The 21,807-nt window shown below is 31.2% G+C and carries 22 protein-coding genes; 15 read left to right on the top strand and 7 right to left on the bottom strand.

Annotation, left to right across the window (positions count from 1 at the left end; all coding sequences use genetic code 11):
• Nucleotides 1-4 precede the first annotated feature (4 nt).
• The 3 genes from IM532_RS12565 to IM532_RS12555 all read left to right on the top strand — a co-directional run bounded on the left by IM532_RS12565 (nucleotide 5) and on the right by IM532_RS12555 (nucleotide 4,863).
• Nucleotides 5-3,169, top strand: a complete 3,165-nt coding sequence (locus IM532_RS12565) for an efflux RND transporter permease subunit (protein WP_194183846.1) — start codon at nucleotides 5-7, stop codon at nucleotides 3,167-3,169.
• Between the two features lie 85 nt (nucleotides 3,170-3,254).
• Nucleotides 3,255-4,046, top strand: a complete 792-nt coding sequence (locus tag IM532_RS12560; protein WP_194183845.1) for a hypothetical protein — start codon at nucleotides 3,255-3,257, stop codon at nucleotides 4,044-4,046.
• Between the two features lie 61 nt (nucleotides 4,047-4,107).
• A complete protein-coding gene (locus IM532_RS12555; protein ID WP_194183844.1) occupies nucleotides 4,108-4,863 on the top strand; it encodes a hypothetical protein in 756 nt (251 codons plus the stop codon).
• Nucleotides 4,864-4,921: 58 nt separating this feature from the next.
• Here IM532_RS12555 and IM532_RS12550 read toward each other — a convergent pair whose 3' ends face one another.
• Entirely contained in the window at nucleotides 4,922-5,506 is a 585-nt protein-coding gene (locus IM532_RS12550) for a PhnA domain-containing protein (protein WP_194183843.1), read from the bottom strand.
• 105 nt (nucleotides 5,507-5,611) lie between these two features.
• Here IM532_RS12550 and IM532_RS12545 point away from each other — a divergent pair, with 105 nt between their 5' ends.
• Nucleotides 5,612-6,463, top strand: a complete 852-nt coding sequence (locus tag IM532_RS12545; RefSeq protein ID WP_194183842.1) for a restriction endonuclease — start codon at nucleotides 5,612-5,614, stop codon at nucleotides 6,461-6,463.
• A 57-nt stretch (nucleotides 6,464-6,520) separates the two neighbouring features.
• Here IM532_RS12545 and IM532_RS12540 read toward each other — a convergent pair whose 3' ends face one another.
• Nucleotides 6,521-6,982, bottom strand: a complete 462-nt coding sequence (locus tag IM532_RS12540; protein WP_194183841.1) for a DUF4268 domain-containing protein — start codon at nucleotides 6,980-6,982, stop codon at nucleotides 6,521-6,523.
• Nucleotides 6,983-7,104: 122 nt separating this feature from the next.
• On the opposite strand from IM532_RS12540, the gene IM532_RS12535 reads away from it, so the two are divergent.
• The 5 genes from IM532_RS12535 (at nucleotide 7,105) to IM532_RS12515 (ending at nucleotide 10,853) form a co-directional block, all read left to right on the top strand.
• A complete protein-coding gene (locus IM532_RS12535; RefSeq protein ID WP_194183840.1) occupies nucleotides 7,105-7,602 on the top strand; it encodes a TlpA family protein disulfide reductase in 498 nt (165 codons plus the stop codon).
• 51 nt (nucleotides 7,603-7,653) lie between these two features.
• A complete protein-coding gene (locus IM532_RS12530; protein ID WP_228063731.1) occupies nucleotides 7,654-8,223 on the top strand; it encodes a thioredoxin family protein in 570 nt (189 codons plus the stop codon).
• Nucleotides 8,224-8,442: 219 nt separating this feature from the next.
• Nucleotides 8,443-9,396: a zinc metalloprotease gene (locus IM532_RS12525; protein ID WP_194183838.1), complete on the top strand. Its 954-nt coding sequence runs from the start codon at nucleotides 8,443-8,445 to the stop codon at nucleotides 9,394-9,396.
• Between the two features lie 100 nt (nucleotides 9,397-9,496).
• On the top strand, nucleotides 9,497-9,952 hold the full coding sequence (locus tag IM532_RS12520; protein WP_194183837.1) for a hypothetical protein: 456 nt from the start codon (nucleotides 9,497-9,499) through the stop codon (nucleotides 9,950-9,952).
• A gap of 1 nt (nucleotide 9,953) precedes the next feature.
• On the top strand, nucleotides 9,954-10,853 hold the full coding sequence (locus IM532_RS12515) for an MBL fold metallo-hydrolase (RefSeq protein WP_194183836.1): 900 nt from the start codon (nucleotides 9,954-9,956) through the stop codon (nucleotides 10,851-10,853).
• Between the two features lie 91 nt (nucleotides 10,854-10,944).
• On the opposite strand, the gene IM532_RS12510 is transcribed toward IM532_RS12515, so the two are convergent.
• Nucleotides 10,945-11,886 carry an NAD(P)H-dependent flavin oxidoreductase gene (locus tag IM532_RS12510; RefSeq protein ID WP_194183835.1) on the bottom strand — a complete coding sequence of 314 codons (942 nt, stop codon included), beginning with the start codon at nucleotides 11,884-11,886 and terminating at the stop codon, nucleotides 10,945-10,947.
• A gap of 172 nt (nucleotides 11,887-12,058) precedes the next feature.
• Between IM532_RS12510 and IM532_RS12505 the strand changes: the two genes are divergently transcribed.
• From IM532_RS12505 to IM532_RS12495, 3 genes are all read left to right on the top strand, one after another.
• Complete coding sequence (locus tag IM532_RS12505; RefSeq protein WP_019976296.1) at nucleotides 12,059-12,280, top strand: DUF2795 domain-containing protein; 222 nt, start codon at nucleotides 12,059-12,061, stop codon at nucleotides 12,278-12,280.
• Nucleotides 12,281-12,408: 128 nt separating this feature from the next.
• Nucleotides 12,409-15,525, top strand: a complete 3,117-nt coding sequence (gene secA / locus IM532_RS12500; protein ID WP_194183834.1) for a preprotein translocase subunit SecA — start codon at nucleotides 12,409-12,411, stop codon at nucleotides 15,523-15,525.
• Between the two features lie 75 nt (nucleotides 15,526-15,600).
• Nucleotides 15,601-16,107, top strand: coding sequence for a YqiA/YcfP family alpha/beta fold hydrolase (locus IM532_RS12495; RefSeq protein WP_194183833.1), 507 nt, complete (start codon nucleotides 15,601-15,603; stop codon nucleotides 16,105-16,107).
• Between the two features lie 26 nt (nucleotides 16,108-16,133).
• Here the strand turns inward: IM532_RS12495 and IM532_RS12490 are convergent, their stop codons facing one another.
• The 3 genes from IM532_RS12490 to IM532_RS12480 are packed head-to-tail and all read right to left on the bottom strand — an operon-like array spanning nucleotide 16,134 to nucleotide 17,191.
• The gene (locus IM532_RS12490) at nucleotides 16,134-16,460 is read right to left on the bottom strand and encodes a hypothetical protein (protein ID WP_194183831.1); all 327 of its coding nucleotides are present in this window, start codon (nucleotides 16,458-16,460) and stop codon (nucleotides 16,134-16,136) included.
• A complete protein-coding gene (locus IM532_RS12485; RefSeq protein ID WP_194183829.1) occupies nucleotides 16,450-16,794 on the bottom strand; it encodes a phage holin family protein in 345 nt (114 codons plus the stop codon). The genes IM532_RS12490 and IM532_RS12485 overlap by 11 nt, the downstream gene beginning before the upstream one ends.
• A 49-nt stretch (nucleotides 16,795-16,843) precedes the next feature.
• Nucleotides 16,844-17,191 carry a YtxH domain-containing protein gene (locus IM532_RS12480; protein WP_194183827.1) on the bottom strand — a complete coding sequence of 116 codons (348 nt, stop codon included), beginning with the start codon at nucleotides 17,189-17,191 and terminating at the stop codon, nucleotides 16,844-16,846.
• A gap of 101 nt (nucleotides 17,192-17,292) precedes the next feature.
• On the opposite strand from IM532_RS12480, the gene IM532_RS12475 reads away from it, so the two are divergent.
• Genes IM532_RS12475 through IM532_RS12465 form a run of 3 tightly spaced genes read left to right on the top strand, consistent with a single transcriptional unit; the run spans nucleotide 17,293 to nucleotide 20,141 of the window.
• Nucleotides 17,293-18,492, top strand: a complete 1,200-nt coding sequence (locus tag IM532_RS12475) for a pyridoxal phosphate-dependent aminotransferase (protein WP_194183825.1) — start codon at nucleotides 17,293-17,295, stop codon at nucleotides 18,490-18,492.
• 15 nt (nucleotides 18,493-18,507) lie between these two features.
• Entirely contained in the window at nucleotides 18,508-19,527 is a 1,020-nt protein-coding gene (gene murB / locus IM532_RS12470) for a UDP-N-acetylmuramate dehydrogenase (RefSeq protein ID WP_194183823.1), read from the top strand.
• Nucleotides 19,528-19,586: 59 nt separating this feature from the next.
• Entirely contained in the window at nucleotides 19,587-20,141 is a 555-nt protein-coding gene (locus IM532_RS12465; RefSeq protein WP_194183821.1) for a hypothetical protein, read from the top strand.
• On the opposite strand, the gene IM532_RS12460 is transcribed toward IM532_RS12465, so the two are convergent.
• Nucleotides 20,133-20,945 carry an ABC transporter substrate-binding protein gene (locus tag IM532_RS12460; protein ID WP_194183819.1) on the bottom strand — a complete coding sequence of 271 codons (813 nt, stop codon included), beginning with the start codon at nucleotides 20,943-20,945 and terminating at the stop codon, nucleotides 20,133-20,135. The two genes, IM532_RS12465 and IM532_RS12460, sit on opposite strands and share 9 nt — an antisense overlap.
• Nucleotides 20,946-21,807 lie beyond the last annotated feature (862 nt).

Genomic DNA, 21,807 nt, shown 5'->3' with positions numbered 1-21,807 from the left:
ATAAATGAAATTAGCTGAAATATCGATTAAACGACCTACGCTAATTGTCGTATTATTTACGATTTTAACGTTAGGTGGTATATTAAGTTACAAGAGTTTAGGCTATGAATTGATTCCTAAATTTGAAGTTAACGTTGTTACAGTTTCTACCGTTTATCCTGGAGCATCTCCAAGTGAAGTAGAAAATTCCGTGACCAAGAAGATTGAAGATGCAGTATCTTCTCTAGAAAATGTAAAAAAGGTAGAATCTAAATCTTACGAGAGTTTATCAGTCGTTATGATTACTCTAAATTCCGATGCAGATGCAGATTACTCCCTGAATGATGCGCAACGTAAGATTAATCAAATCGTATCGGATTTACCTGATGATGTAGATGCGCCATCGCTGAGTAAATTCTCTATGTCAGATTTGCCGATTATTACGGCTGGTGTATCTTCAGATAAATTAAATGATAAAGAATTATACGATTTATTAGATAAAAAAATTGAACCAATCCTTTCACGTGTTAAAGGGGTTGCTCAGGTTAATCTAATCGGAGGTCAAGAACGTGAAATTCAGGTTCGTTTAGATGCTAAAAAGCTAGAAGGTTATGGTCTTTCTGTTCCTCAAGTACAGCAAGCGGTTTTATCTTCAAATTTAGATTTCCCTACCGGGAAAATTAAAACGAGAGAAAATTCTACGATTATACGTCTATCGGGGAAATATAAAACAGTAGACGAGCTAAAAGCTTTAGTTTTAACGTCTAATAATGGAATCCAAATACGATTATCAGATGTCGCTTATGTTTACGATTCACAAAAAGAAGTTGATAAAGTTGCGCGTTTGAATCAAGAACCTTCGATTCTTTTCCAAGTTGTAAAACAATCTGATGCCAATGCAGTTGAAGTATCTGCTTTAATTCAGAAAACGGTTGAACAAATTGAAGCACAATTTGCCCAAGAAGGTCTAAAAGTGCGTATCATGAACGATACGTCTACTTTTACATTAAATGCAGCCAACTCAGTTGTTTTCGATTTAGTATTAGCAATTATATTAGTTGCCATAGTGATGTTATTGTTCTTACACAGTATTCGTAACGCCTTTATTGTAATGATTGCAATTCCAGCATCCTTAATCGCAACATTTATTGGTATTGAATTATTAGGATATACCTTAAACTTGATGACATTATTAGGGTTATCTCTTGTAGTAGGTATTCTAGTAGATGATGCTATTGTTGTATTAGAAAATATTTACCGCCATATGGAGATGGGGAAATCTCGTATTCGTGCATCTTATGATGGAGCGGCCGAAATTGGTTTTACCGTAACAGCCATTACTTTGGTAATTGTGGTGGTTTTCTTACCAATTGCGTTATCTACAGGTTTAGTAGCCGGAATTATCGGACAATTTTGTGTGACAGTGGTTATTGCCACATTATTATCCTTATTGTCATCCTTTACAATTGTTCCTTGGTTATCATCACGTTTCGGGAAGTTAGAACACCTAACTGGGAAAAATCTTTTTGAGAAATTCATTTTAGGTTTCGAAAAATTATTAAATAATTTTACGCATTGGATTGCTGATTTATTAAAATGGTGTTTAAGTAGTGTAAGTACTAAAATAGCCTCTATTGTAGGAGCAAGTTTACTACTTGTAGCATCTTTTATGTTAGTCCCATTAGGGTATATCGGAACTGCATTTTTTCCTAAGATTGATAAAGGAGAGTTTTTAGTGCAAATTGAATTACCTAAAGATGCTTCGGTTGAACAAACGAATCAGAAAACAATCGAAATCGAACGTTTCTTAAGAGATAAAACTGAAATTGTTGATCTTATTACTACTGTTGGTCAACAATCAGGAGGTATGGGTGCTTCTCAAGCTACAGCATACCAATCCGAAATTGACGTAATACTTGTTGATAAAGCAAAGCGTGAAGATAATTCATCAATATTTGCAGCAAAGATTAAAAAAGAACTACAACAAAAATTTGTAGGAATTAAAATTAAGACTGTTCCCGTTGGTTTAATTGGTGCAGAAAATGCTCCATTAAAATTAACAATTACAGGTACAGATTATGAGTCTGCAGCAAAATTTGCAGATCAAGCTCTGGCCATTCTAAAAGAAATACCTGGGTCTTCAGAACCAAAACTATCTTCTGAAGCAGGTAATCCAGAAATTACTGTTTCGGTAGATAGAGATAAAATGTCTGCTTTAGGTTTAAATTTACAAACTGTAGGTGTAACAATGCAAACAGCGTTTTCTGGAAATACAGATGGTAAATTCCGTGCAGGTGAGTATGAATATGATATTAACATTCAATACGATAACTTTAACCGTCAGTCAATCGAAGATGTTAAAAATATTATTGTTGTAAATAGTGCAGGATTACCAATAAAATTAAGCCAATTTGCAGAAGTTGTACAAGGTTCTGGTCCATCTTTATTAGAAAGACGTGATAAGACAGCAGCCGTTTCTGTAGAATCCCAAGTTGTAGGGGTACCAGTGGGTACTGTTGCAAACGAGTGGATGGAAAAATTGGATAACCTTGATAGACCTGCAGGTGTAGAATACGTTTGGGGTGGTGATATGGAAAATCAAACTGAAGGTTTTGGAACATTAGGAATAGCATTACTAGCCGCTATTATTTTAGTTTATCTTGTAATGGTTGCCTTATACGATTCTTTTGTATATCCATTTGTGGTACTATTTTCAATTCCGTTATCGTTAATTGGAGTGTTTATAATATTAGCATTAACCAACAACTCCTTAAATGTATTTACAATATTAGGGATGATCATGTTAATTGGTTTAGTGTGTAAAAATGCCATCTTACTAGTCGATTTTACCAATCAGCGTAAAGAGGCTGGGGAATCAACTTACAATGCTCTGTTACAAGCTAACCATGCTCGTTTACGTCCAATTTTAATGACTACAATTGCAATGGTGATAGGGATGATTCCTATTGCAATGGCAAAAGGGGCAGGTGCTGAGATGAATAATGGATTAGCATGGGTAATTATCGGTGGATTAATTTCATCTTTATTCTTAACCTTAATTATTGTACCAGTAGTATATTCAATATTTGATAGTTTAATCAAAAGATTTACATCTTCAGAAACTATTGACTATGAAGCTGAAATGAAAGCAGATTACGAAGAAAGACAAATTAAAGAAGAGTGGGAGTAATTATCCCTTAAAACAGCTATTTTATAAGCCATTCAATAATTATTGAATGGCTTTTTTTACCTTTAAAAAAAAATCAATTATGACTATGAAATTTCTTCTACCAATCATCTTATTTGCTCAGATTTTATTTGCTCAGCAGACATCCAATAATTTAGAAGGTTCTTTTAAAAATAAAAGTAAAAACAGTATTTACACAACATTAAACTTTGATGGAAGAGGAAAAGTAAATATCAATGATATGCAAGAATATGATTTCTTTGAAAGAAATGATTCTGTTATTGCTTTCGTTGATAATGTACCATTTATTTTTAAAAAGAAAAATAATCAATTAGTGGGACAAGGAGAATGGATAAATAATGAAGTGTTTAAATCATCTTCTAAAACTTTGATGTATAACCAAGACAATGATATGAAACTTGCCCAACGTGCAAAATGGTTGGAACGTCATTACGAACTTAATTATAAAATTGGACTGAATTTATTTGCTCTTGCTGAAGGTGAAGATGACCTAAACCAAAAAATAGAAAATCTTTTAATAGAAAATACGAAGTTATGTAACGAAGGATTCGACTTGGGATGTATTCAGCAATTTTCTCAAGAAATAATGGCAGATATGGGAGGTATTTCTTTAGCGCTACAAGGGCAGGGAAATAGTTCTTTTGTGCCTAATAAAAAATATGAGGAGTTAGGAAACAAAGTAATTCAATTAGGGAATCCAGAAGGATATGGTCTATTATCTTCCTATTTTTATATGATAAACGAATCCGAAAAGGCTAAAGAAATAAATGATAAAGGCCTAGAAGAAGGTTGCGTAATGTGTTTGGAGTTAGCAATGAATGACTTATTAAGACAAATAGAGCAGGAGGATATAGAATAAAAATTCAAAACCATTCCATATTAATTTACTTTTTATTATATTTAAAGTAATTAGCACATATATGAAATGGAAATTAATTTTATGGATAAGCCTACTCTCAGGCTTAATAAATGTTATTAATGCACAACCTAAAAATGATTTATCTGGCGAATTTATAGGGAATTCCAAATACCTAAATAATAATTTTATCTTTTTTGAAAATGGTAAAATGCTTGTGAATAAAGAATTTCCAGCAGAATATTATTACGAAAATGATAGTCTTTTCATATTTAGAAATATGGAAATCGCGGTATATAAATTAGAAAAAAATAAATTAGTTGGATTGTCTAAATGGGAGAAAAATCAAACATTAAAATCAAAAAAAAGTTCATTGATTTCTATTAATCAAATAGATTTAAGTAATCCTAGAGCTGAATGGCTAAAAAGATTTTATAAAAATAATGTACAACGAGAAATTTCAATCTTTTCTAATGATCAACAATCAATTAAGGATTTAATTTTAAGAAACGAAGAAAATATAAAATTATGTCAGGAAGGATTTGATTTAGGTTGTATTCAAAATTTCTCATTTCTTACGCATCAATTAATGAATAGAAACCAGAATGAAGAGAATTACAAAGTAGATTTTGAAACTTTAAAACTTATCGCACAACAAGTAATAGAGTTAGGTAATTCGGATGGATATGGCTTAATGTATTCTTATTTTGTGATGAACGATCAAGAAAATATGGGCGAAAAATATTTAGAATTAGGCTTAGAATTAGGCAGCCAATTATGTCTTAAATTGTCAATGGATAAACTTATTATAGGAGATTAAGAAAAATGGTGATTATTATAAATAATCACCATTTTTTTATAGTATCTAAACTTAATAACTAAGCTTGTTTCTTAACATATTTTGTTAGAATTACAATGGATTGTCCTTCTACTTTACCTTCAATTTGTTCATGATTATCATGCACTAATCGGATATTACGAACTGCTGTTCCTATTTTAGCGTTTAAAGAAGATCCTTTTACATCTAAATCCTTTGTTAATGTAACAGTGTCTCCATTCGCTAAAATATTTCCGTTACAATCTTTGTGCAATTGTACTGTTCCATCACCAATATGATCCCCAGAAGCTTTTGCCCATTCTAAAGATTCTTCATCTAAATACATCATATCTAAGGCATCTGCAGCCCAGCTTTCATTACGAAAACGGTTCAGCATTCGCCAAGATATCACTTGTACTCCAGGAACCTCGCTCCACATTGAAGTTAATAATATTGATTCCCAAAACGCACCATCTAATTCTTCTCTTTTCTCAATTTGCGCTAAACATTTTTCGCTGATCAAAATAATACGGTCAGGATTACTTGTTGCATCAGGATTAACTTCATAAATATTTAATTTACCAGTTTCACCACTCAACTCACATTTATTCCCACTACGTTCTTGTAAAAGTGCATCTAATTTCATGTAAAATTTTTATAAGTTCGGCAAAGATAATCTTTATTATTAATTTCAGAAATGCACCGATGATTAATCTATTTTTTAATAAATTAGAGAAATAAACAACTAAACATGCAAGTAAAAAAATTCAACGGTGAATTAATTGACTATAACCCTAAAGCTTTAAAAATATCATTAACAAAATCGGGGGCAACAAAGGATGAGGTTGCAGAAGTTTTTGAATTAATGACACCAGATATCTATGACGGAATACCAACTCAAGATTTATATAATTTAGCTTTTGAAAATTTAAAAAAATATAGAAATTCATATGCGGCTAGATATAGTCTAAAGAAAGCATTAAGAGATCTGGGACCGGAAGGGTTTTATTTTGAGAAATACATCAAAAGATTAATGGAAACCTCAGGTTTTAATGCAGTTAATGGAATTACGGTGCAAGGAAATGCTGTAACGCATGAAATTGATGTTGTAGCGCAAAAAGAAGATAAATTGTTTTTTTGTGAATGTAAATTCAGAAATGATATTGATGCTAAAATAAGCGTCACAACTCCGATGTATTTTATGTCTCGTATGATAGATGTAAAAGATAAGGAATATACTTTTTTTAATAAAAATATGAAGCCTACCAAAGGGTTTCTAATTACAAATGCATATTTAACATCTGATAGTACTGATTGGGCAGAATATTATAAAATAGGAATGATTTCGTGGAATTATCCAGAAAATATGAGCTTAAAATACTTGATTGATAACCTTGCAATATATCCTATAACATGTTTAACAACCCTTCATAAAGATCAAATACAAATTCTTTTAAAAGCAGGATGCTTACTAGTAAAAGATATTATTGAAAAACAAGAATATTTAAAATCTTTAGAATTAGATAATCAATTATTAGATAGTCTAATTACAGAAGCAAAAGAATTAATTGAAATTGAAACGATTGAATGTTATATCCAATAATCGTTTATAAAAAGCAGTTGTATTTAAATAAAAAATAGGGCACAATTGCCCTATTTTCTATTTAAATATCTCAAAGCTTTCCTTATGATCTATCCAAAATTCATCAAGATTTTTCATTCTCTCCTTAAGAAAGCTGATGATTGTCGGCCAATCTTCATCTCTAAAAATACTTACATGATCTAAGGTTTTTTTTATCGTGGAAATTTCTTTTCCTTCGTCGTCATATGCATTTGCTTCCCAAATCCAATCTTCACCAACGTAACTTTTAAGTACAATTTCATATTCTTCAAATTGCTCCCAAATCAGTTGTCTAATATCTGCATCGGGATGATCTATCATAATCATCACATCAGCGTGCTTACGTTCAACATTTGTACGAAAATAGATTCCTTTAACACCTGTTTTATAGTTTATCCAGTTAATAGATTCACCTTCGGCATTTTTTTGCAATTTCATATATCCACCATACGAAATCCAAAAATCTTTCTTCTTTTGATATGATTCTTCTTTTGAGTACAAGATTATTTAATTTTTACAAAATTCGATAATTTAAATGCAATTACAAAATTTGAGTTAAAATCCTATTTACATTTTCTTACATTATTCAAAACAATTAACTTTAACTCTAAAATAAAATTGAAATGAAATTTTTTACAATATTGTCATTTATGGCCATTCTAGGTTTAGGTCAACTTAATGCTCAAGATACTTATGATGAAATAAAAGTTATTAAATATGAACAACTATTTGAGAAAATAAACCAACCGACTGATCAACTTATCGTAGTTAATTTTTGGGCAACTTGGTGTGGACCATGTGTGGAAGAAATGCCAAACTTTCTACAAGTAAATGAAGAATATAAAAATAACCCGAAATTTAAATTGATTTTTGTGTCTATGGATCGAGCAAAACAATTAGAGGGGGTAAAATCATTCATTAAAAAATTTGATATACAAGCTGAGGTTGTTTTATTAGACGACAACAAGCGCATGAACGAATGGATTCCTGCAATTGATAAATCTTGGAGTGGAAATATTCCAGTTACCGCATTTTATAAAAATGGACAAAAGGTTCATTTCGTAGGAGCGGAAATGAGTAAAGATGAACTAAAACATCATGTACAAACTTATATTGAATAAGAAAAAATCTTACCTATGAAAAATTCCTTAAAATTTCTCTTTACAACTTGTATGCTAGCTTTGTGTTGTGTAGTTAATGCGCAATACAAAATTGGAGACGAAGCCACAGATTTTAAATTAAAAAACATTGACAATAAATATATTTCTTTAAAAGATTATACATCTGCAAAGGGATTTATAGTTATTTTCACTTGTAACCATTGCCCATATGCGAAAGCCTACGAAGATCGGATTATTGCACTGGATCTTAAGTATAAAGAATTAGGATATCCTGTAATTGCGATTAATCCAAATGATCCTATAGTCCAGCCCCAAGATAACTTTATAGAAATGAAGAAAAGGGCAGAGGAAAAAGGATTTACTTTCCCATATTTGGTAGATGAGCAACAAAAAATATATCCACAGTATGGCGCTACAAAAACGCCTCATGTATTTATATTAAAAAAAGAAGGTGCAAAGAATATAGTTAAATACATCGGTGCAATTGACAATAATTATGAAGATGTAAACGATGTAACTGAATATTATGTGCAGGATGCTGTAAATAGTTTATTAAATAATAAAGAAGTTAAAGTGCCTACAACTGTAGCAATAGGTTGTACCATAAAAACTAAAAAATAGAGGAATATTTTCTTCATGAAAAAGCATTCATAGTATATATGAATGCTTTTTTTATAGTGTGTAATTAATTATTCTTTATTAAATAGCTTATTTTATTAAGTTTTGTGTAAGATATATCCTGTTAAAATGAAATTAATTGAATAAAATGTTAAATATGTTAATGATTAATTAAAATATATTTATTAATTTTAATTAATTAACACTAATAAATATTTAATAATGAAGAAATTAATGATGGTATTAGCATCGCTTGTGCTTTTTACAGCATGTAATGATGAAGATAAAAACGAAATGTATGAGGAATCATCAGATGGGCAAATTGTAGCAAGAGCTTGTGCAACTGATGAGGTGTTTCAAGCACAATTAAATAGTAATCCTGAATTACGTGCAAAAATGCAAATGATTGAAGAGCATACTCAAAACTTTGATTTATCTCAAGCTAAATTAGTAAACGGAACTATTGTAATACCTGTGGTTGTGAATGTAATTTACAAAACCGCAGCAGAAAATATTTCCGCAACTCAAATTCAATCTCAGATAGATGTCTTAAACAAGGATTTTAATGCACAAAATGCTGATTTTTCCAATGTTCCCTCTATTTTTTCTGGCGTAAAAGCGAATGTTGGTGTTCGTTTCGAATTGGATCAAATTATACGTAAAAATGTAAATAAAACATCTTGGGGTACAGCCGATTTAATGAAAAAAAGTTCAGGTATTTTACCAACTTCTCCAACTACCAAATTAAATTTATGGGTATGTACAATTGGTAATGGTATATTAGGATATGCACAATTTCCTGGAGGAAGTTCATCGACGGATGGTGTAGTTATAGATTCTAGGTATATTGGGACTACTGGTACAGCTACGTATCCTTTTAACTTAGGAAGAACAGCTACGCACGAAGTTGGACACTGGATGAATTTAAGACACATCTGGGGAGATACAAATTGTGGGACAGATTATGTAGCAGATACTCCGACGCATAATACAGCTAATTATGGAGTTCCAACATTCCCACACTATAGTACTTGTTCAGGTAGTCCAGTAGAAATGACAATGAATTATATGGATTACAGTGACGATAGAGGATTGTATATGTTTACTGAAGGCCAAAAAAGTCGTATGCTATCTATTTTTAGTGCAGGTGGTGCAAGAAACAGCTTCGCAAAATAATTAATTGCTAAAACAATATTTTTTAAATTTTTAAAAACTCCTGAAATTTATTTCAGGAGTTTTTTATTTATTGTAAATTTAAGTAATCAAACCTATAAAAATGAGTAAAAATTATACAAGAAAAGAAGTTAAAGATCATTTAATTTCTTTAAAAGAAAAAGAAATTAAAGCCTTAGAAGATTCTCATAAAATTTATTCTGATGGAGCAGATTTAGATGAAGAAACAAGTTTAAAAATGGATGATTTTGCGCAACAAAATCAATCAACGGAATCTGCAAGAAGTTTACAAGTTAGAATTGAGCAAGCAAAAGAAAACTTAGAAGCTTTTCGCACTGTTCGTCCTGAACTAATTAATGAAATTACAGAAGGAAATGTAGTTTTTACTGACCGAGTTAATTTTGTAATTGGTTTAGCTTTTAAAGAATTTGAGTGGGGAAATAAGAAATTTATTGGGATCAGTACCCAAGCTCCAATTTTCCAAGCTATAGTAGGAAAAAGAAAAGGTGATACGATAGAATTTAACGGAATAACTTATACAGTAGAAGATATATTATAAAATGATAAAAATACATACCTTAGATTTATACTTTCAGAAGGAAAATCATTCCATTGCTTCTTATCTTATAGAAACTCAGCAAGGTCCTATTCTCATAGAAACTGGTCCAATGTCTACTTTTGAAAAGTTAAAAGAGGAAATTGAAAAAATTGGTTATCAAGTAAAAGATATAGAAAATATATTATTAACTCATATTCATTTTGATCATGCAGGCGCAGCTTGGAAATTTGCAGAACATGGAGCAAAAATTTTTGTTCATCCAATAGGAGTACCTCATTTACAACATCCAGAAAAATTATGGAATTCAGCTGCTCAAATTTATGGAGAAGACATGAATACATTATGGGGGGAGATGAAACCAATACCAGAAGATCAGTTAGATGGAGTAAAAGATGGACAAACAATAGAATTTGGAGATGTAGAAGTAGAAGTTATTTATACTCCTGGACACGCAGTACATCATAACGCATATAAAATTGGTGATGTTATTTTTACAGGTGACGTAGGTGGTGTGAGAATAAATAATGGGCCAGTAGTTCCTCCATGTCCACCTCCAGATATAAATATAGAATTATGGAAACAATCCATCGATAAATTAAGGAGTTTAAAACCTGAAGCTCTTTATTTAACCCATTATGGTAAACAAGAAAATCCAAACGAAGTTTTTGATGAATTAGAAATTGTTTTAGATCAGTGGGCTAATTATATTAAACCTTTTTATGAAGACAATATTCCTTCGGATAAAATTGTACCCTTATTTGTAGAATTTACAGAAAAACAGTTTAAAGAAAAAGGATTAGAAAAGGATCAGATTCAGACTTATGAATACGCAAATCCTAGTTGGATGTCAGTCAATGGTTTGTTGAGATATTGGAAACTAAAAGACCAAGGTAGAATATAAAAATTGCGGTTCAAATTAATTTGAACCGCAATTTTTATTGATAGAATTAAAGAGGTTATTAAAATATGAAGATAATCGATCGCTTGATAAATTAGAATCGCGCAATAGTATCTTTCGCTTTATTAAAATCTAAAATTAATTCATCAAATACTTCTTGTACTGTAGATATTTTATGAATTAATGCAGAAACCTGACCTATTTCTAATTCACCTTCTAATAAATTACCTTCAAACATACCTTTTTTAGATCTTCCTCTACCTAAATGAGCTTTTAGTTCGTCAGCGGAAGTCCCCTTTTTGTACAATTCTTGTATTTCATCATAAAATTGATTTTTAATTAAACGTACCGGCGCAAGCTCTTTCAACGTTAGAGATGTATCTCCTTCATTAGCTTTAATAATTTCTTCTTTATAAATTAAAGAAGCTGAAGACTCTTCAGTGGCCGCAAAGCGAGAACCAATCTGTACACCGTCCGCTCCAAGTGCCATTGCGGCTAACATTTGAGAACCAGTACCAATTCCACCAGCAGCAATCAAAGGAATATCGATCGCCTGTCTGACATTAGGAATAAGACATAAAGTAGTGGTCTCATCTCTGCCATTATGACCACCTGCCTCAAAACCTTCTGCCACGACAGCATTTACACCTGCATCTACACATTTTTTTGCAAATGTTGTACTACTCACTACATGAGCTACTTTAAGACCTTCTTTTTGTAAAATTTCTGTCCATGTCTTAGGACTTCCTGCTGAAGTAAAGATGATTTGTACGCCTTCTTCTATAATAATCTGCATTATTTCTTCAATATTGGGGTAAAGCATTGGAACATTTACTCCGAAAGGCTTTGAAGTAGCAGCTTTACATTTGCGAATATGCTCTCTTAATACATCTGGATACATACTACCAGCACCTATTAAACCAAGTCCTCCAGCGTTGCTAACTGCTGAGGCTAAACGCCATCCGCTATTCCAAATCATTCCGCCTTGAATTATTGGGTATTTTATTGCAAATAATTTTGTTATATTCGTGTCCATTTTATTATATTTAGTCGCTAAAAATAATTAAAATATTTTTAGCTTTAAGATTAAATTAAACAAAAGACTGACAGTTTGACTTTGGCAAATTATTTGATTCGGAATTTCTGAATATAGAATCAATAGAGCCTTCAAACGGTCTCTACGAATAATAGAAATAAATAGAAAAACTATGTATTGGACTTTAGAATTGGCATCTTACTTAAGTGATGCACCATGGCCAGCAACGAAAGATGAATTAATTGATTATGCAATCCGTACTGGAGCACCATTAGAAGTTGTTGAAAATTTACAATCTATCGAGGACGAAGGAGATTCTTACGAAAGTATTGAAGAAATCTGGGCGGATTATCCAACAGATGACGATTTTCTTTGGAACGAAGACGAATATTAATATAAAAAGCCCAAATTGGGGCTTTTTTCAATTCTATAACAAATTATTTCAAACATAGTTGATGTATATTTGCTGTGAAATAACTGAAGCTTAAACAACTTGAGTTATTAAAAAGAACGAGCTACAATATGAATATTATAAACAAAATTTTACAGGGTTTCTTAGGAAATAAGAATGAAAAAGATGTAAAAGAACTACGCAAATACGTAGATTTAGCCAATGGATTTGGTCCAACTTTAGAAGCTTTAACTATTGATGAGTTAAGAGGAAGAACAGTTAGTTTTAAAAAGAAAATTAAAGATGCAACTGTCGATTTTACTACTCAAATTAATGAGTTAAAAACTAAAGTAGAAGCAACTGAAGATTTTACGGAAAAAGAAGCTATCTATGCAGAAATTGACCGTATTAATAAAGAAGCGTACCAAGTTGAGGAAAAGATTTTACTAGAAATTCTTCCTGAAGCTTTTGCTGTAATGCGTGAAACTGGAAAACGTTTTACAACTAATGAACAATTAATTGTAACGGCTACTGATTTTGATCGTGAGTTGGCACAAGCAGGGGCAGACTATGTAACTTTACAGGACGAAAATACGGCTGTATGGTATAATGAATGGGATGCTGCAGGGCGTAAAGTTAAATGGGATATGTCTCATTATGATGTTCAGTTTATTGGTGGTTCGGCTTTACACTTAGGTAAAATTGCCGAAATGCAAACTGGTGAAGGAAAAACATTAGTTGCAACATTACCAATGTATTTAAATGCCTTAACTGGACGTGGAGTTCACTTAGTAACAGTGAATGATTATTTAGCTAAACGTGATATGGCGTGGATGCGACCAATTTTTAATTTCCACGGTTTAACGGTTGATTGTATCGATAATCACCAGCCTAACTCACCAGGACGTAAAAAAGCATATGCATCTGATATCGTGTACGGAACTAATAACGAATTTGGTTTCGATTATTTACGTGATAACATGGCAAATTCTCCAGATGCGTTAGTACAAGGGGAATTAAATTATGCAATTGTCGATGAGGTCGATTCTGTTTTAATTGATGATGCACGTACGCCATTAATTATTTCTGGACCAGTTCCTCAAGGGGATCGTCATGAATTTGATGTCTTAAAACCAAAAATTGAAACGTTATATAACTTACAACGTGAGTTGTTAGGTAAAACCTTGAATGAAGCGAAAGCTTTATTTAAAGCAGGAGATTTAAAAGAAGGTGGATTTAAATTATACCAAGTTTTCCGTGGTTTACCTAAATATAAACCTTTGATTAAATTCTTGTCGCAAGATGGAGTAAGAGCACAGTTACAAAAAACAGAAGCTTACTTTATCCAAGATAATAACCGTGAAATGCCTAAAGTTGATCAACATTTATATTTCACAATTGAAGAAAAAAGTAACCAGTCTGACTTAACAGATAAAGGTATTGAGTATTTGTCTAAAGGAATGGAGGACGAAAATTTCTTCATCTTACCAGATGTATCTACAAACGTAGCAAATATTGAAAACTCAGGAAAACCTTTAGAAGAAATTGCTCAATTAAAAGAAGATTTCTTTAGAGACTTTTCTATCAAATCTGAGCGTATTCATACAATGTCTCAATTATTAAAAGCATATACATTATTCGAAAATGATAATGAATATGTAGTAGTGGATGGAGAAGTTAAAATTGTAGATGAATCGACAGGTCGTATTATGGATGGTCGTCGTTATTCTGACGGTTTACACCAAGCAATTGAAGCGAAAGAAAATGTTAAAATTGAAGCTGCTACCCAAACTTTTGCAACGGTTACTTTACAGAATTACTTCCGTATGTACAATAAATTAGGAGGTATGACTGGTACAGCGGAAACTGAAGCGGGTGAGTTTTGGCAAATCTATAACCTAGATGTAGTTTCAATCCCTACTAACCGTCCGATTTTACGTCATGATAGAAATGATGTTGTTTTCAAAACAAATCGTGAAAAGTATAAAGCTGTAATTGAAGAGATTGTACGTCTATCGCAAGATGAGAGACGTCCAGTTTTAGTGGGAACTACAAATGTAGAAGTTTCGGAATTATTAGGAAAAGCTTTAAAATTACGTGGTATTAAACACAATGTGTTAAATGCTAAATTGCATAAAAAAGAAGCTGATATCGTAACAGAAGCTGGTCAACCTGGTGCAGTAACTATTGCAACAAATATGGCTGGTCGTGGTACCGATATTAAATTGTCTAAAGAAGTGAAAGATTTAGGAGGTTTAGCTATTATTGGTACTGAGCGTCATGATTCTCGTCGTGTTGACCGTCAGTTAAGAGGTCGTGCAGGTCGTCAAGGTGATCCAGGTTCTTCTCAATTCTATATCTCTTTAGAAGATTCATTAATGCGTTTATTCGGTTCTGAAAGAATTGCAAAATTAATGGACAGAATGGGACATAAAGATGGAGAAGTTATTGAGCATTCAATGATTACAAAATCGATAGAGCGTGCGCAGAAAAAAGTAGAAGAAAATAATTACGGTGTTCGTAAGCGTTTATTAGAATATGATGACGTGATGAATAAACAACGTGAAGTTATTTACAAACGTCGTCGTAATGCATTATTTGGTGATCGTCTTGAAGTGGATATTGCTAATATGATCTTTGATGTTTCTGCAGCAATTGTAAAAGAAAACAAAGAATTCGAAGATTTTAAACAATTTGAATTAGATTTAATTAAGTATTTTACAATGGGTACGCCTGTTACTGAATCTGAATTTACTTCTAAAAATGTGAAAGAATTAGTAGATATCGTATATAATGCTGCTTTAGTAGATTACAAAAATAGAATGGTATATGTTGCAGAAACAGCATTCCCTGTAATCTCAGGAGTTTTTGAAAATCAAGGACATATGTTCTCTCGTATTCAAGTTCCATTTACAGATGGTATACGTTCTATGACTGTTGTTTGTGATTTAAAAGAGGCTTATGAATCTAAAGGTAAAACAATAGTGAAAGATTTTGAAAAATCAATCGTATTATCTTTAATTGATGATAACTGGAAAGAACACTTACGTGATGTAGATGATTTACGTAAAACTTCTCAAAACGCAGTTTATGAGCAAAAAGATCCTTTAGTGATTTATAAACAAGAATCGTTTATGATTTTCCAACGTATGTTAGGTACTGTTAATAAGGAAATTATTTCATTCTTATTTAAAGGTGAATTACCAAATGCTAATAAAACTGAAGAACAAGCGGAACAAGAAGCATAGTCTATCAGAATTTTATATATTTAAAATCCATAACCATAAAAGTTATGGATTTTTTTATAATTAATATTTCAAAAAATGAAAGGAATATATTTACATGGTTACCAAGGATTCGTAACGGATGAAAAAATGAATTATCTACAAAAATTGGGCAATATATATGCTCCAAATATTGATTACGATAAACAACCTGATATTGTATATAGTTTATATGAAAAATTCAAAAATGAAGAAATCGATTTTGTTTCTGGTACAAGTTTAGGAGGTATACTTAGTTTTTATCTAGCTATATTATTAGATCTACCATGCTTTTTGTTAAATCCAGCAGTAACAGTAGTAGAACAAGTAAAACAATATATTCCGGAAGATATTTACGGAAAATTTCCTAAGAAAGATGTTATGATCCTTATTGGTTTAAAAGACCAAATAATTGACCCAAAATTACAAATTGAATTTTTTGAACATTTTAAGGATGAGTCTGCTAAGATTATGTTAGTAACGAATGATAAGCTAGAACATTTTGTACCTTATAAAGACTTCGAAGAAAATTTTAATAATTTTATAAAACATATTATAAAAAAATAGGCTTACTAAAAGTAAGCCCATTTTTTTTATTGTAATTTTTCATTGATAAAACTTTGCACTTTAGCTGTAATTAGAGGAACAGCTAGGACAATTAAGCCTGAAATGATTATTTTACTAAATCCTTTCATTGGATATTTTTCACTTGCTTTGTTACCAATCCAATGTAACGAATTTTCAATTTTTGATGAAGCAAAATTTTGATCAGAACTAAAAGTAGAAGCAAGGTTAAAAGCTTTATTCAATAATGAATTTTCCTGTTTATTTTCAGCAAATTTCATTTCTGATTTTAGAAGCTTCTTAGCCATTCTTAAATCATTTAAATTCTTGATTTGAGGTTTTGTCTTATTCTTCATCTTCGTCGTCTTCTTGGTTAGTTAAAGCATTCATAGCATTTTCTACGGCAATATTTGCCAAGAATAATTTTATGTTTTTTCTAAAGATTAAACACAATGCTATAAATAATAAATAAATACCTGTTACGGCTAAAAAACCATATCCATAATTATCAAAATAGTGCCCTAACATAAATCCGATAGCAATACTTCCTAATAAAATTAGAAATGTGACTGAAAATCCAATAACTAATACAAAGACTCCAGCTGCAAGCATGTTGCTGGTAGAATCTATGATTTCATATTTAGTTAGGGTAATACGTTGATTAATATAGTCTTTTAAATCTCCGAACATAAATGGTTGGCTAGAATTATACTGAAAAAATAATTTTTAATTAAATGAATTATACTCCAACGTTTTCTTGGAATTCATCCTTTACATCTTTTGCTTTATCTTTTGCTTTTCCTTTAAGATCTTCAGCTTTTGCCATTAATTCATCCTTTTGCTCAGCTAATTTATCTTTAACTTCTTCTAATTTAGCTTCTAATTCTGCTTTAGCTTTCTTAGCTTTTTCAGAAAAATCTCCAGCATATTTATCTAAATCTTTTTTGTACTTGTCAGCTTCTTTTTTTAATTTTTTTCTTGTCTCAGTTCCTGATTCTGGGGCATATAGTAATCCTACAACAGCACCAATTGCAGTTCCAATTGCTAAACCAGCTAATAATTTAGAAGCATTATTTAATTTACTCATAATAAAGTTTTTTTTATAGATTAAACGAATTGTATATTTACAATCTAAAGATACAAATACAATACCAAAATAATATAAGTTAACAACAAATTATTTAAGAAATGTTAGTTTTATCAGATAAATCACAAAAAATGCCGGCGTCACCTATCCGTAAGTTAGTACCTTACGCAGATGCTGCTAAACAAAGAGGGACTAAAGTTTATCATTTAAATATTGGTCAACCTGATATCGAATCTCCTAATGCTGTTTTAGAAGGATTGAAAAACTTCCCATCTAAAGTAGTTTCTTACACGCATTCTGAAGGAACGCTAGAATATAGACAAGCATTAGCTAATTACTATAATAATAGAGGTATAGATGTTACAGAAAAAGACTTTATAGCGACACTAGGAGGATCAGAGGCTTTATTATTTATTTTTGGAATTATTGCAAATCCAGGAGATGAAATTATTATTCCAGAACCATTCTATGCAAATTATAATGGCTTTACTTGTGAAAATGATGTAAATATTGTTCCAGTTCCATCTACAATAGAAAATAATTTCGGTTTACCACCAGTAGAAGAGTTTGCGAAAAAAATTACAGACAAAACACGTGCTATTCTAATTTGTAATCCGGGAAACCCAACTGGATATGTATATTCTAAAGAGGAATTAGAGCAATTAAAGGAAATAGTTTTAAAACATGACATCTATTTAATAGCAGATGAAGTATATGCAGAATATTTGTATACAGAAGAACCTTTTACATCTGTTTTAAGTTTTCCTGAATTAAAAAATCATGCCATTGTTATTGATTCTGAATCAAAACGTTTTTCATTGTGCGGTGCTCGTTCAGGTGCTATTGTTACTCGAAATCAAGCATTTTTAGATGCAGCTATGCGTTTTGCTCAAGCTCGTTTAAGTCCAGTGGAATTATCACAATATATGGCAACTTTAGCGCATCAAAACGTAGGTACATACTTTGAAGATTGTCGTGCTGAATATCTTAAACGCCGCGATGTTTTAGTAAATGGACTAAAACAAATTCCAGGTGTTATTGTACCAAATCCAAAAGGAGCATTTTATTGTATGATTCAATTACCGGTAGACAATGCTGAAAAATTTGCCATTTGGTTATTAGAATCTTTTGCTTCAAACGGAGAAACTGTAATGTTGGCACCAGGTGCAGGTTTTTATAGTACTCCAAATTCAGGTTTACAAGAGGTTCGTTTAGCTTATGTATTAAAAGAAGAAGATTTAGTACGTTCTGTAGAAATCTTAAAAGAAGCTTTAGTGCAATATCCTGGTACAATAAGATAGCTTAAACTAAAAGGAATGAATATTCAAGAAAACTATTCTTTAAAATTATATAACACATTTGGTGTAGATGCAAAAGCAGATTATTTTGTAGAAGCTAATAATTTTACAGATCTTAAAAAAGCATTGGTTTTTCGAAGACAAAGAGACCTTCCAATTTTATTTATAGGAGGAGGGAGTAACATGCTTTTTGTAAATGATTTTAAAGGATTGGCTTTGAAATTAAACTTGAAAGGAATTGAAATTGTTAAAGAAGATGACAATTACGTATGGTTAAAAGCCCAAGGAAGTGAAAATTGGCATCAATTTATTCAATATACTTTACAACAAAATTATGGAGGTTTAGAGAATTTATCTTTAATTCCTGGTAATGTTGGTACTGCTCCAATCCAAAATATTGGGGCTTATGGAGTAGAAGCAAAAGATACAATTACAGAAGTCCAAGTTTTATCTTTAGAAACGGGTGATGAACATATTTTCACAAACGAAGAATGTAAATTTGGTTACCGTGATTCTATTTTTAAGAATGAATGTAAAGGGCAATTTGTTTTAGTTGCAGTAACGTTTAAATTAACTAAACACAGCCATGTACTTAAAACATCGTATGGTGCTATTCAAAAAGAATTGGAAGTGCAAGGTGTAACTCATCCAACCATTCAAGATGTTGCAAATGCTGTAATTCATATTCGTGAATCAAAATTACCTGATCCTGCACAAATTGGAAATTCAGGAAGTTTCTTTAAAAATCCAGTTATTTCAAAAGAAGCTTTTGATCATGTAATTACTCAACATCCTAATATTGTCCATTATCCAGCAGAAAATGGTGTTAAGATTGCTGCGGGTTGGTTAATTGAACAAGCAGGTTGGAAAGGAAAACGTTTTGGTGATGCGGGTGTGCATGATAAGCAAGCTTTGGTTTTAGTAAATCATGGAAATGCAACTGGAAAAGAAATATATGAACTTTCCGAAAATATCATTCAAGATATACACAACAAATTCAATATTACACTCGAAAGAGAAGTAAATATGATCAAATAGTTTAAAGGGAATCCATTAGGATTCCTTTTTTTATTATATTTACTTTAAGTCGTAAGTTTATGAAAAATAGTTTTCTTCTTATTATATTAGTTTTCATTTGGAGTTGTCAATCTTCAGATTGTACTTATGATACTTCTTATTTAGATCAAAAAAATCTAAATGAATTATCACTTAAAATGATTCAAGATTCAGAAGATTGTCATAAACTTCGTTTGTCTGGAGAAATTTTCAACAGGAATAAAAAATATTCGATTCATCAATCAATTTCCATTCATGATAGTTTATATTTCATTGGAAATACGCCTTTATTTGATTTCAGTCAAGAAAAGATATCTGGGATTCTTCAACTAAATGATTCTATGCATTTGGAAATAGATTATTTCACTGATATACCTACAGCAGATGGAAAATTTCGTCTCTTTAAATCAACGCCTATCGAACGTTATTACATGATCGATCTTTCTTACGTATTTATTGCTAATTATCGTTACGGAATCGTAGGAGAATTCATTATAGGAAAAGAAAATGGAGAATGGTTTTCTACAAAGCACAAGGGATATATTCCAAATGAAAAATTTGTTTATTCATTATTTATGAAAGGAGATTTATTGTAAAGGATTGTAGAAGTCCGAACATTGATGAATAATATTTTTTAATTGTTTCAAGCCATCAGTCAAAGCTGCTGGGCCAGGTTGTAATATTAATTCTGATTTAATTTCAAAGATTTGATTATGTTTTACAGCAGTAATTTGATCAAATCCTTCACGTTGTTTTACCTTTTCAGGTTTAAACATTTTGCCACACCAGGATCCTAATATCAATTCTGGATTCGATAGAATATATTCTTCGTGGGTAGTGATTCTATTCTTCGCGTGGAAATGAGGTTTTAATTCAGGAAGTGAAATTTTTCCTCCACATATTTCAATCAATTCCATTACCCAAGTAGAGCCACTCATAATAGGTTCATCCCATTCTTCAAAGAAGACAATAGGAGAGAAAGGAAGTTGTTGGCCAATTCGGTATGCATCTTCTAAATTTCTTTGGTATTTATCCAATAAAATTTGTCCTTCTTTTTTATTTCCAAGTAACGAAGAGAACTTCAAGATAAAATCTAAGATACCTTGTACTGTATGATGATTAAAAATATAGACTTCTATTCCGCGCCGAATCAATTCAGCTGCAATTTCAGCCTGCATATCCGAGTAACCTATCACTAAATCAGGCTTGAGCGCAATAATTTCATCAAATTTCGCATCTAGAAATGTAGAAACTTTCGGTTTTTCTTTACGTGCTTGCGGAGGTCGGTAAGTAAAACCGCTTATACCAACCAAACGACTTTCCTGTCCTATTGCATATAAAACTTCCGTTCCTTCTTCTGTTAAACAAATTATTCGTTGTGGATAGTGAGGTGTAAACATTTTTTAATCGCTTTGTTTCAAATATAAGAAGTTAGTTATATATAAGAAAGTAATCTTACAATACAAAAAAATGAATCCAGTTATTTGAAGAGTGAAACGTTTGAGTAGGTAGAAATTGTATTTAACATAATGCCATTAAAGCAGTATTTCTTCGGATGAGCTGTAGGCGTTGTGTAGGCAAGCTGTATCTATGCTGTAGATGTTCTGTATGCTTTCCGTAGGGTTTGTTCGATGCTTGTTCGGTGTTTATCGGATTAAGTATATGTTTAAGTACTTTAGTCGAATATATTTTAAATGATGAGGTATTAGTATAATTATTTTTTTATATCACCCACATCAATTAATCTAAACTAGAATATTTAATATCATTTTAGCTTTACTTATTATATAGTACAAGCCTATATACAGTATAGATAAAGCATAGATAAAGTATGGATAGTGCATCAAATTGTATATTTATACATAATTTCAAGTGTGGTAAAATTTATTTTAAAAAATATAAATCTCATATTCAATGATTTAAAGTATTAATGTAAAATAATTGTAAATTCCATTTGGAAAGTTAAAATAATGCGTCTTATATTTGCACTCTCAATACGAAAGACGAGTAGTATTGAAAATTGAAAAAACGAGGTAAAAGAGATTTAAACGGGAGTAAAAATTTTTAAGATTTTATTTTGTAGTTTAAAAATAAGCATTACCTTTGCAACCGCAAACAACGAAAGCTGTTTGCATATTAATGAGAAGTTCATTTGAAATTATAATATAAGACGAAAGAAATAAAAGCCGAATACAAATTAGGTCAATCCTTAAATAATAGAGCTAAAGGAAATTCGAAGTTGTAAAACATAGAAGCTAACGC

This window comes from Faecalibacter rhinopitheci, assembly GCF_015234135.1.
GTDB lineage: Bacteria > Bacteroidota > Bacteroidia > Flavobacteriales > Weeksellaceae > Empedobacter > Empedobacter rhinopitheci.
The sequence above is the reverse complement of the archived record's forward strand: the minus strand, read 5'-3'. Positions and strand labels throughout refer to the sequence as shown.

Bases quoted from the DNA above. Each gene is read 5' to 3' on its own strand.
- IM532_RS12565 (WP_194183846.1), top strand. From the start codon at position 5: ATGAAATTAGCTGAAATATCGATTAAACGACCTACGCTAATTGTCGTA.
- IM532_RS12560 (WP_194183845.1), top strand. From the start codon at position 3,255: ATGAAATTTCTTCTACCAATCATCTTATTTGCTCAGATTTTATTTGCT.
- IM532_RS12555 (WP_194183844.1), top strand. From the start codon at position 4,108: ATGAAATGGAAATTAATTTTATGGATAAGCCTACTCTCAGGCTTAATA.
- IM532_RS12550 (WP_194183843.1), bottom strand. From the start codon at position 5,506: ATGAAATTAGATGCACTTTTACAAGAACGTAGTGGGAATAAATGTGAG.
- IM532_RS12545 (WP_194183842.1), top strand. From the start codon at position 5,612: ATGCAAGTAAAAAAATTCAACGGTGAATTAATTGACTATAACCCTAAA.
- IM532_RS12535 (WP_194183840.1), top strand. From the start codon at position 7,105: ATGAAATTTTTTACAATATTGTCATTTATGGCCATTCTAGGTTTAGGT.
- IM532_RS12530 (WP_228063731.1), top strand. From the start codon at position 7,654: ATGCTAGCTTTGTGTTGTGTAGTTAATGCGCAATACAAAATTGGAGAC.
- IM532_RS12525 (WP_194183838.1), top strand. From the start codon at position 8,443: ATGAAGAAATTAATGATGGTATTAGCATCGCTTGTGCTTTTTACAGCA.
- IM532_RS12520 (WP_194183837.1), top strand. From the start codon at position 9,497: ATGAGTAAAAATTATACAAGAAAAGAAGTTAAAGATCATTTAATTTCT.
- IM532_RS12515 (WP_194183836.1), top strand. From the start codon at position 9,954: ATGATAAAAATACATACCTTAGATTTATACTTTCAGAAGGAAAATCAT.
- IM532_RS12510 (WP_194183835.1), bottom strand. From the start codon at position 11,886: ATGGACACGAATATAACAAAATTATTTGCAATAAAATACCCAATAATT.
- IM532_RS12505 (WP_019976296.1), top strand. From the start codon at position 12,059: ATGTATTGGACTTTAGAATTGGCATCTTACTTAAGTGATGCACCATGG.
- secA (WP_194183834.1), top strand. From the start codon at position 12,409: ATGAATATTATAAACAAAATTTTACAGGGTTTCTTAGGAAATAAGAAT.
- IM532_RS12495 (WP_194183833.1), top strand. From the start codon at position 15,601: ATGAAAGGAATATATTTACATGGTTACCAAGGATTCGTAACGGATGAA.
- IM532_RS12490 (WP_194183831.1), bottom strand. From the start codon at position 16,460: ATGAAGAATAAGACAAAACCTCAAATCAAGAATTTAAATGATTTAAGA.
- IM532_RS12485 (WP_194183829.1), bottom strand. From the start codon at position 16,794: ATGTTCGGAGATTTAAAAGACTATATTAATCAACGTATTACCCTAACT.
- IM532_RS12480 (WP_194183827.1), bottom strand. From the start codon at position 17,191: ATGAGTAAATTAAATAATGCTTCTAAATTATTAGCTGGTTTAGCAATT.
- IM532_RS12475 (WP_194183825.1), top strand. From the start codon at position 17,293: ATGTTAGTTTTATCAGATAAATCACAAAAAATGCCGGCGTCACCTATC.
- murB (WP_194183823.1), top strand. From the start codon at position 18,508: ATGAATATTCAAGAAAACTATTCTTTAAAATTATATAACACATTTGGT.
- IM532_RS12465 (WP_194183821.1), top strand. From the start codon at position 19,587: ATGAAAAATAGTTTTCTTCTTATTATATTAGTTTTCATTTGGAGTTGT.
- IM532_RS12460 (WP_194183819.1), bottom strand. From the start codon at position 20,945: ATGTTTACACCTCACTATCCACAACGAATAATTTGTTTAACAGAAGAA.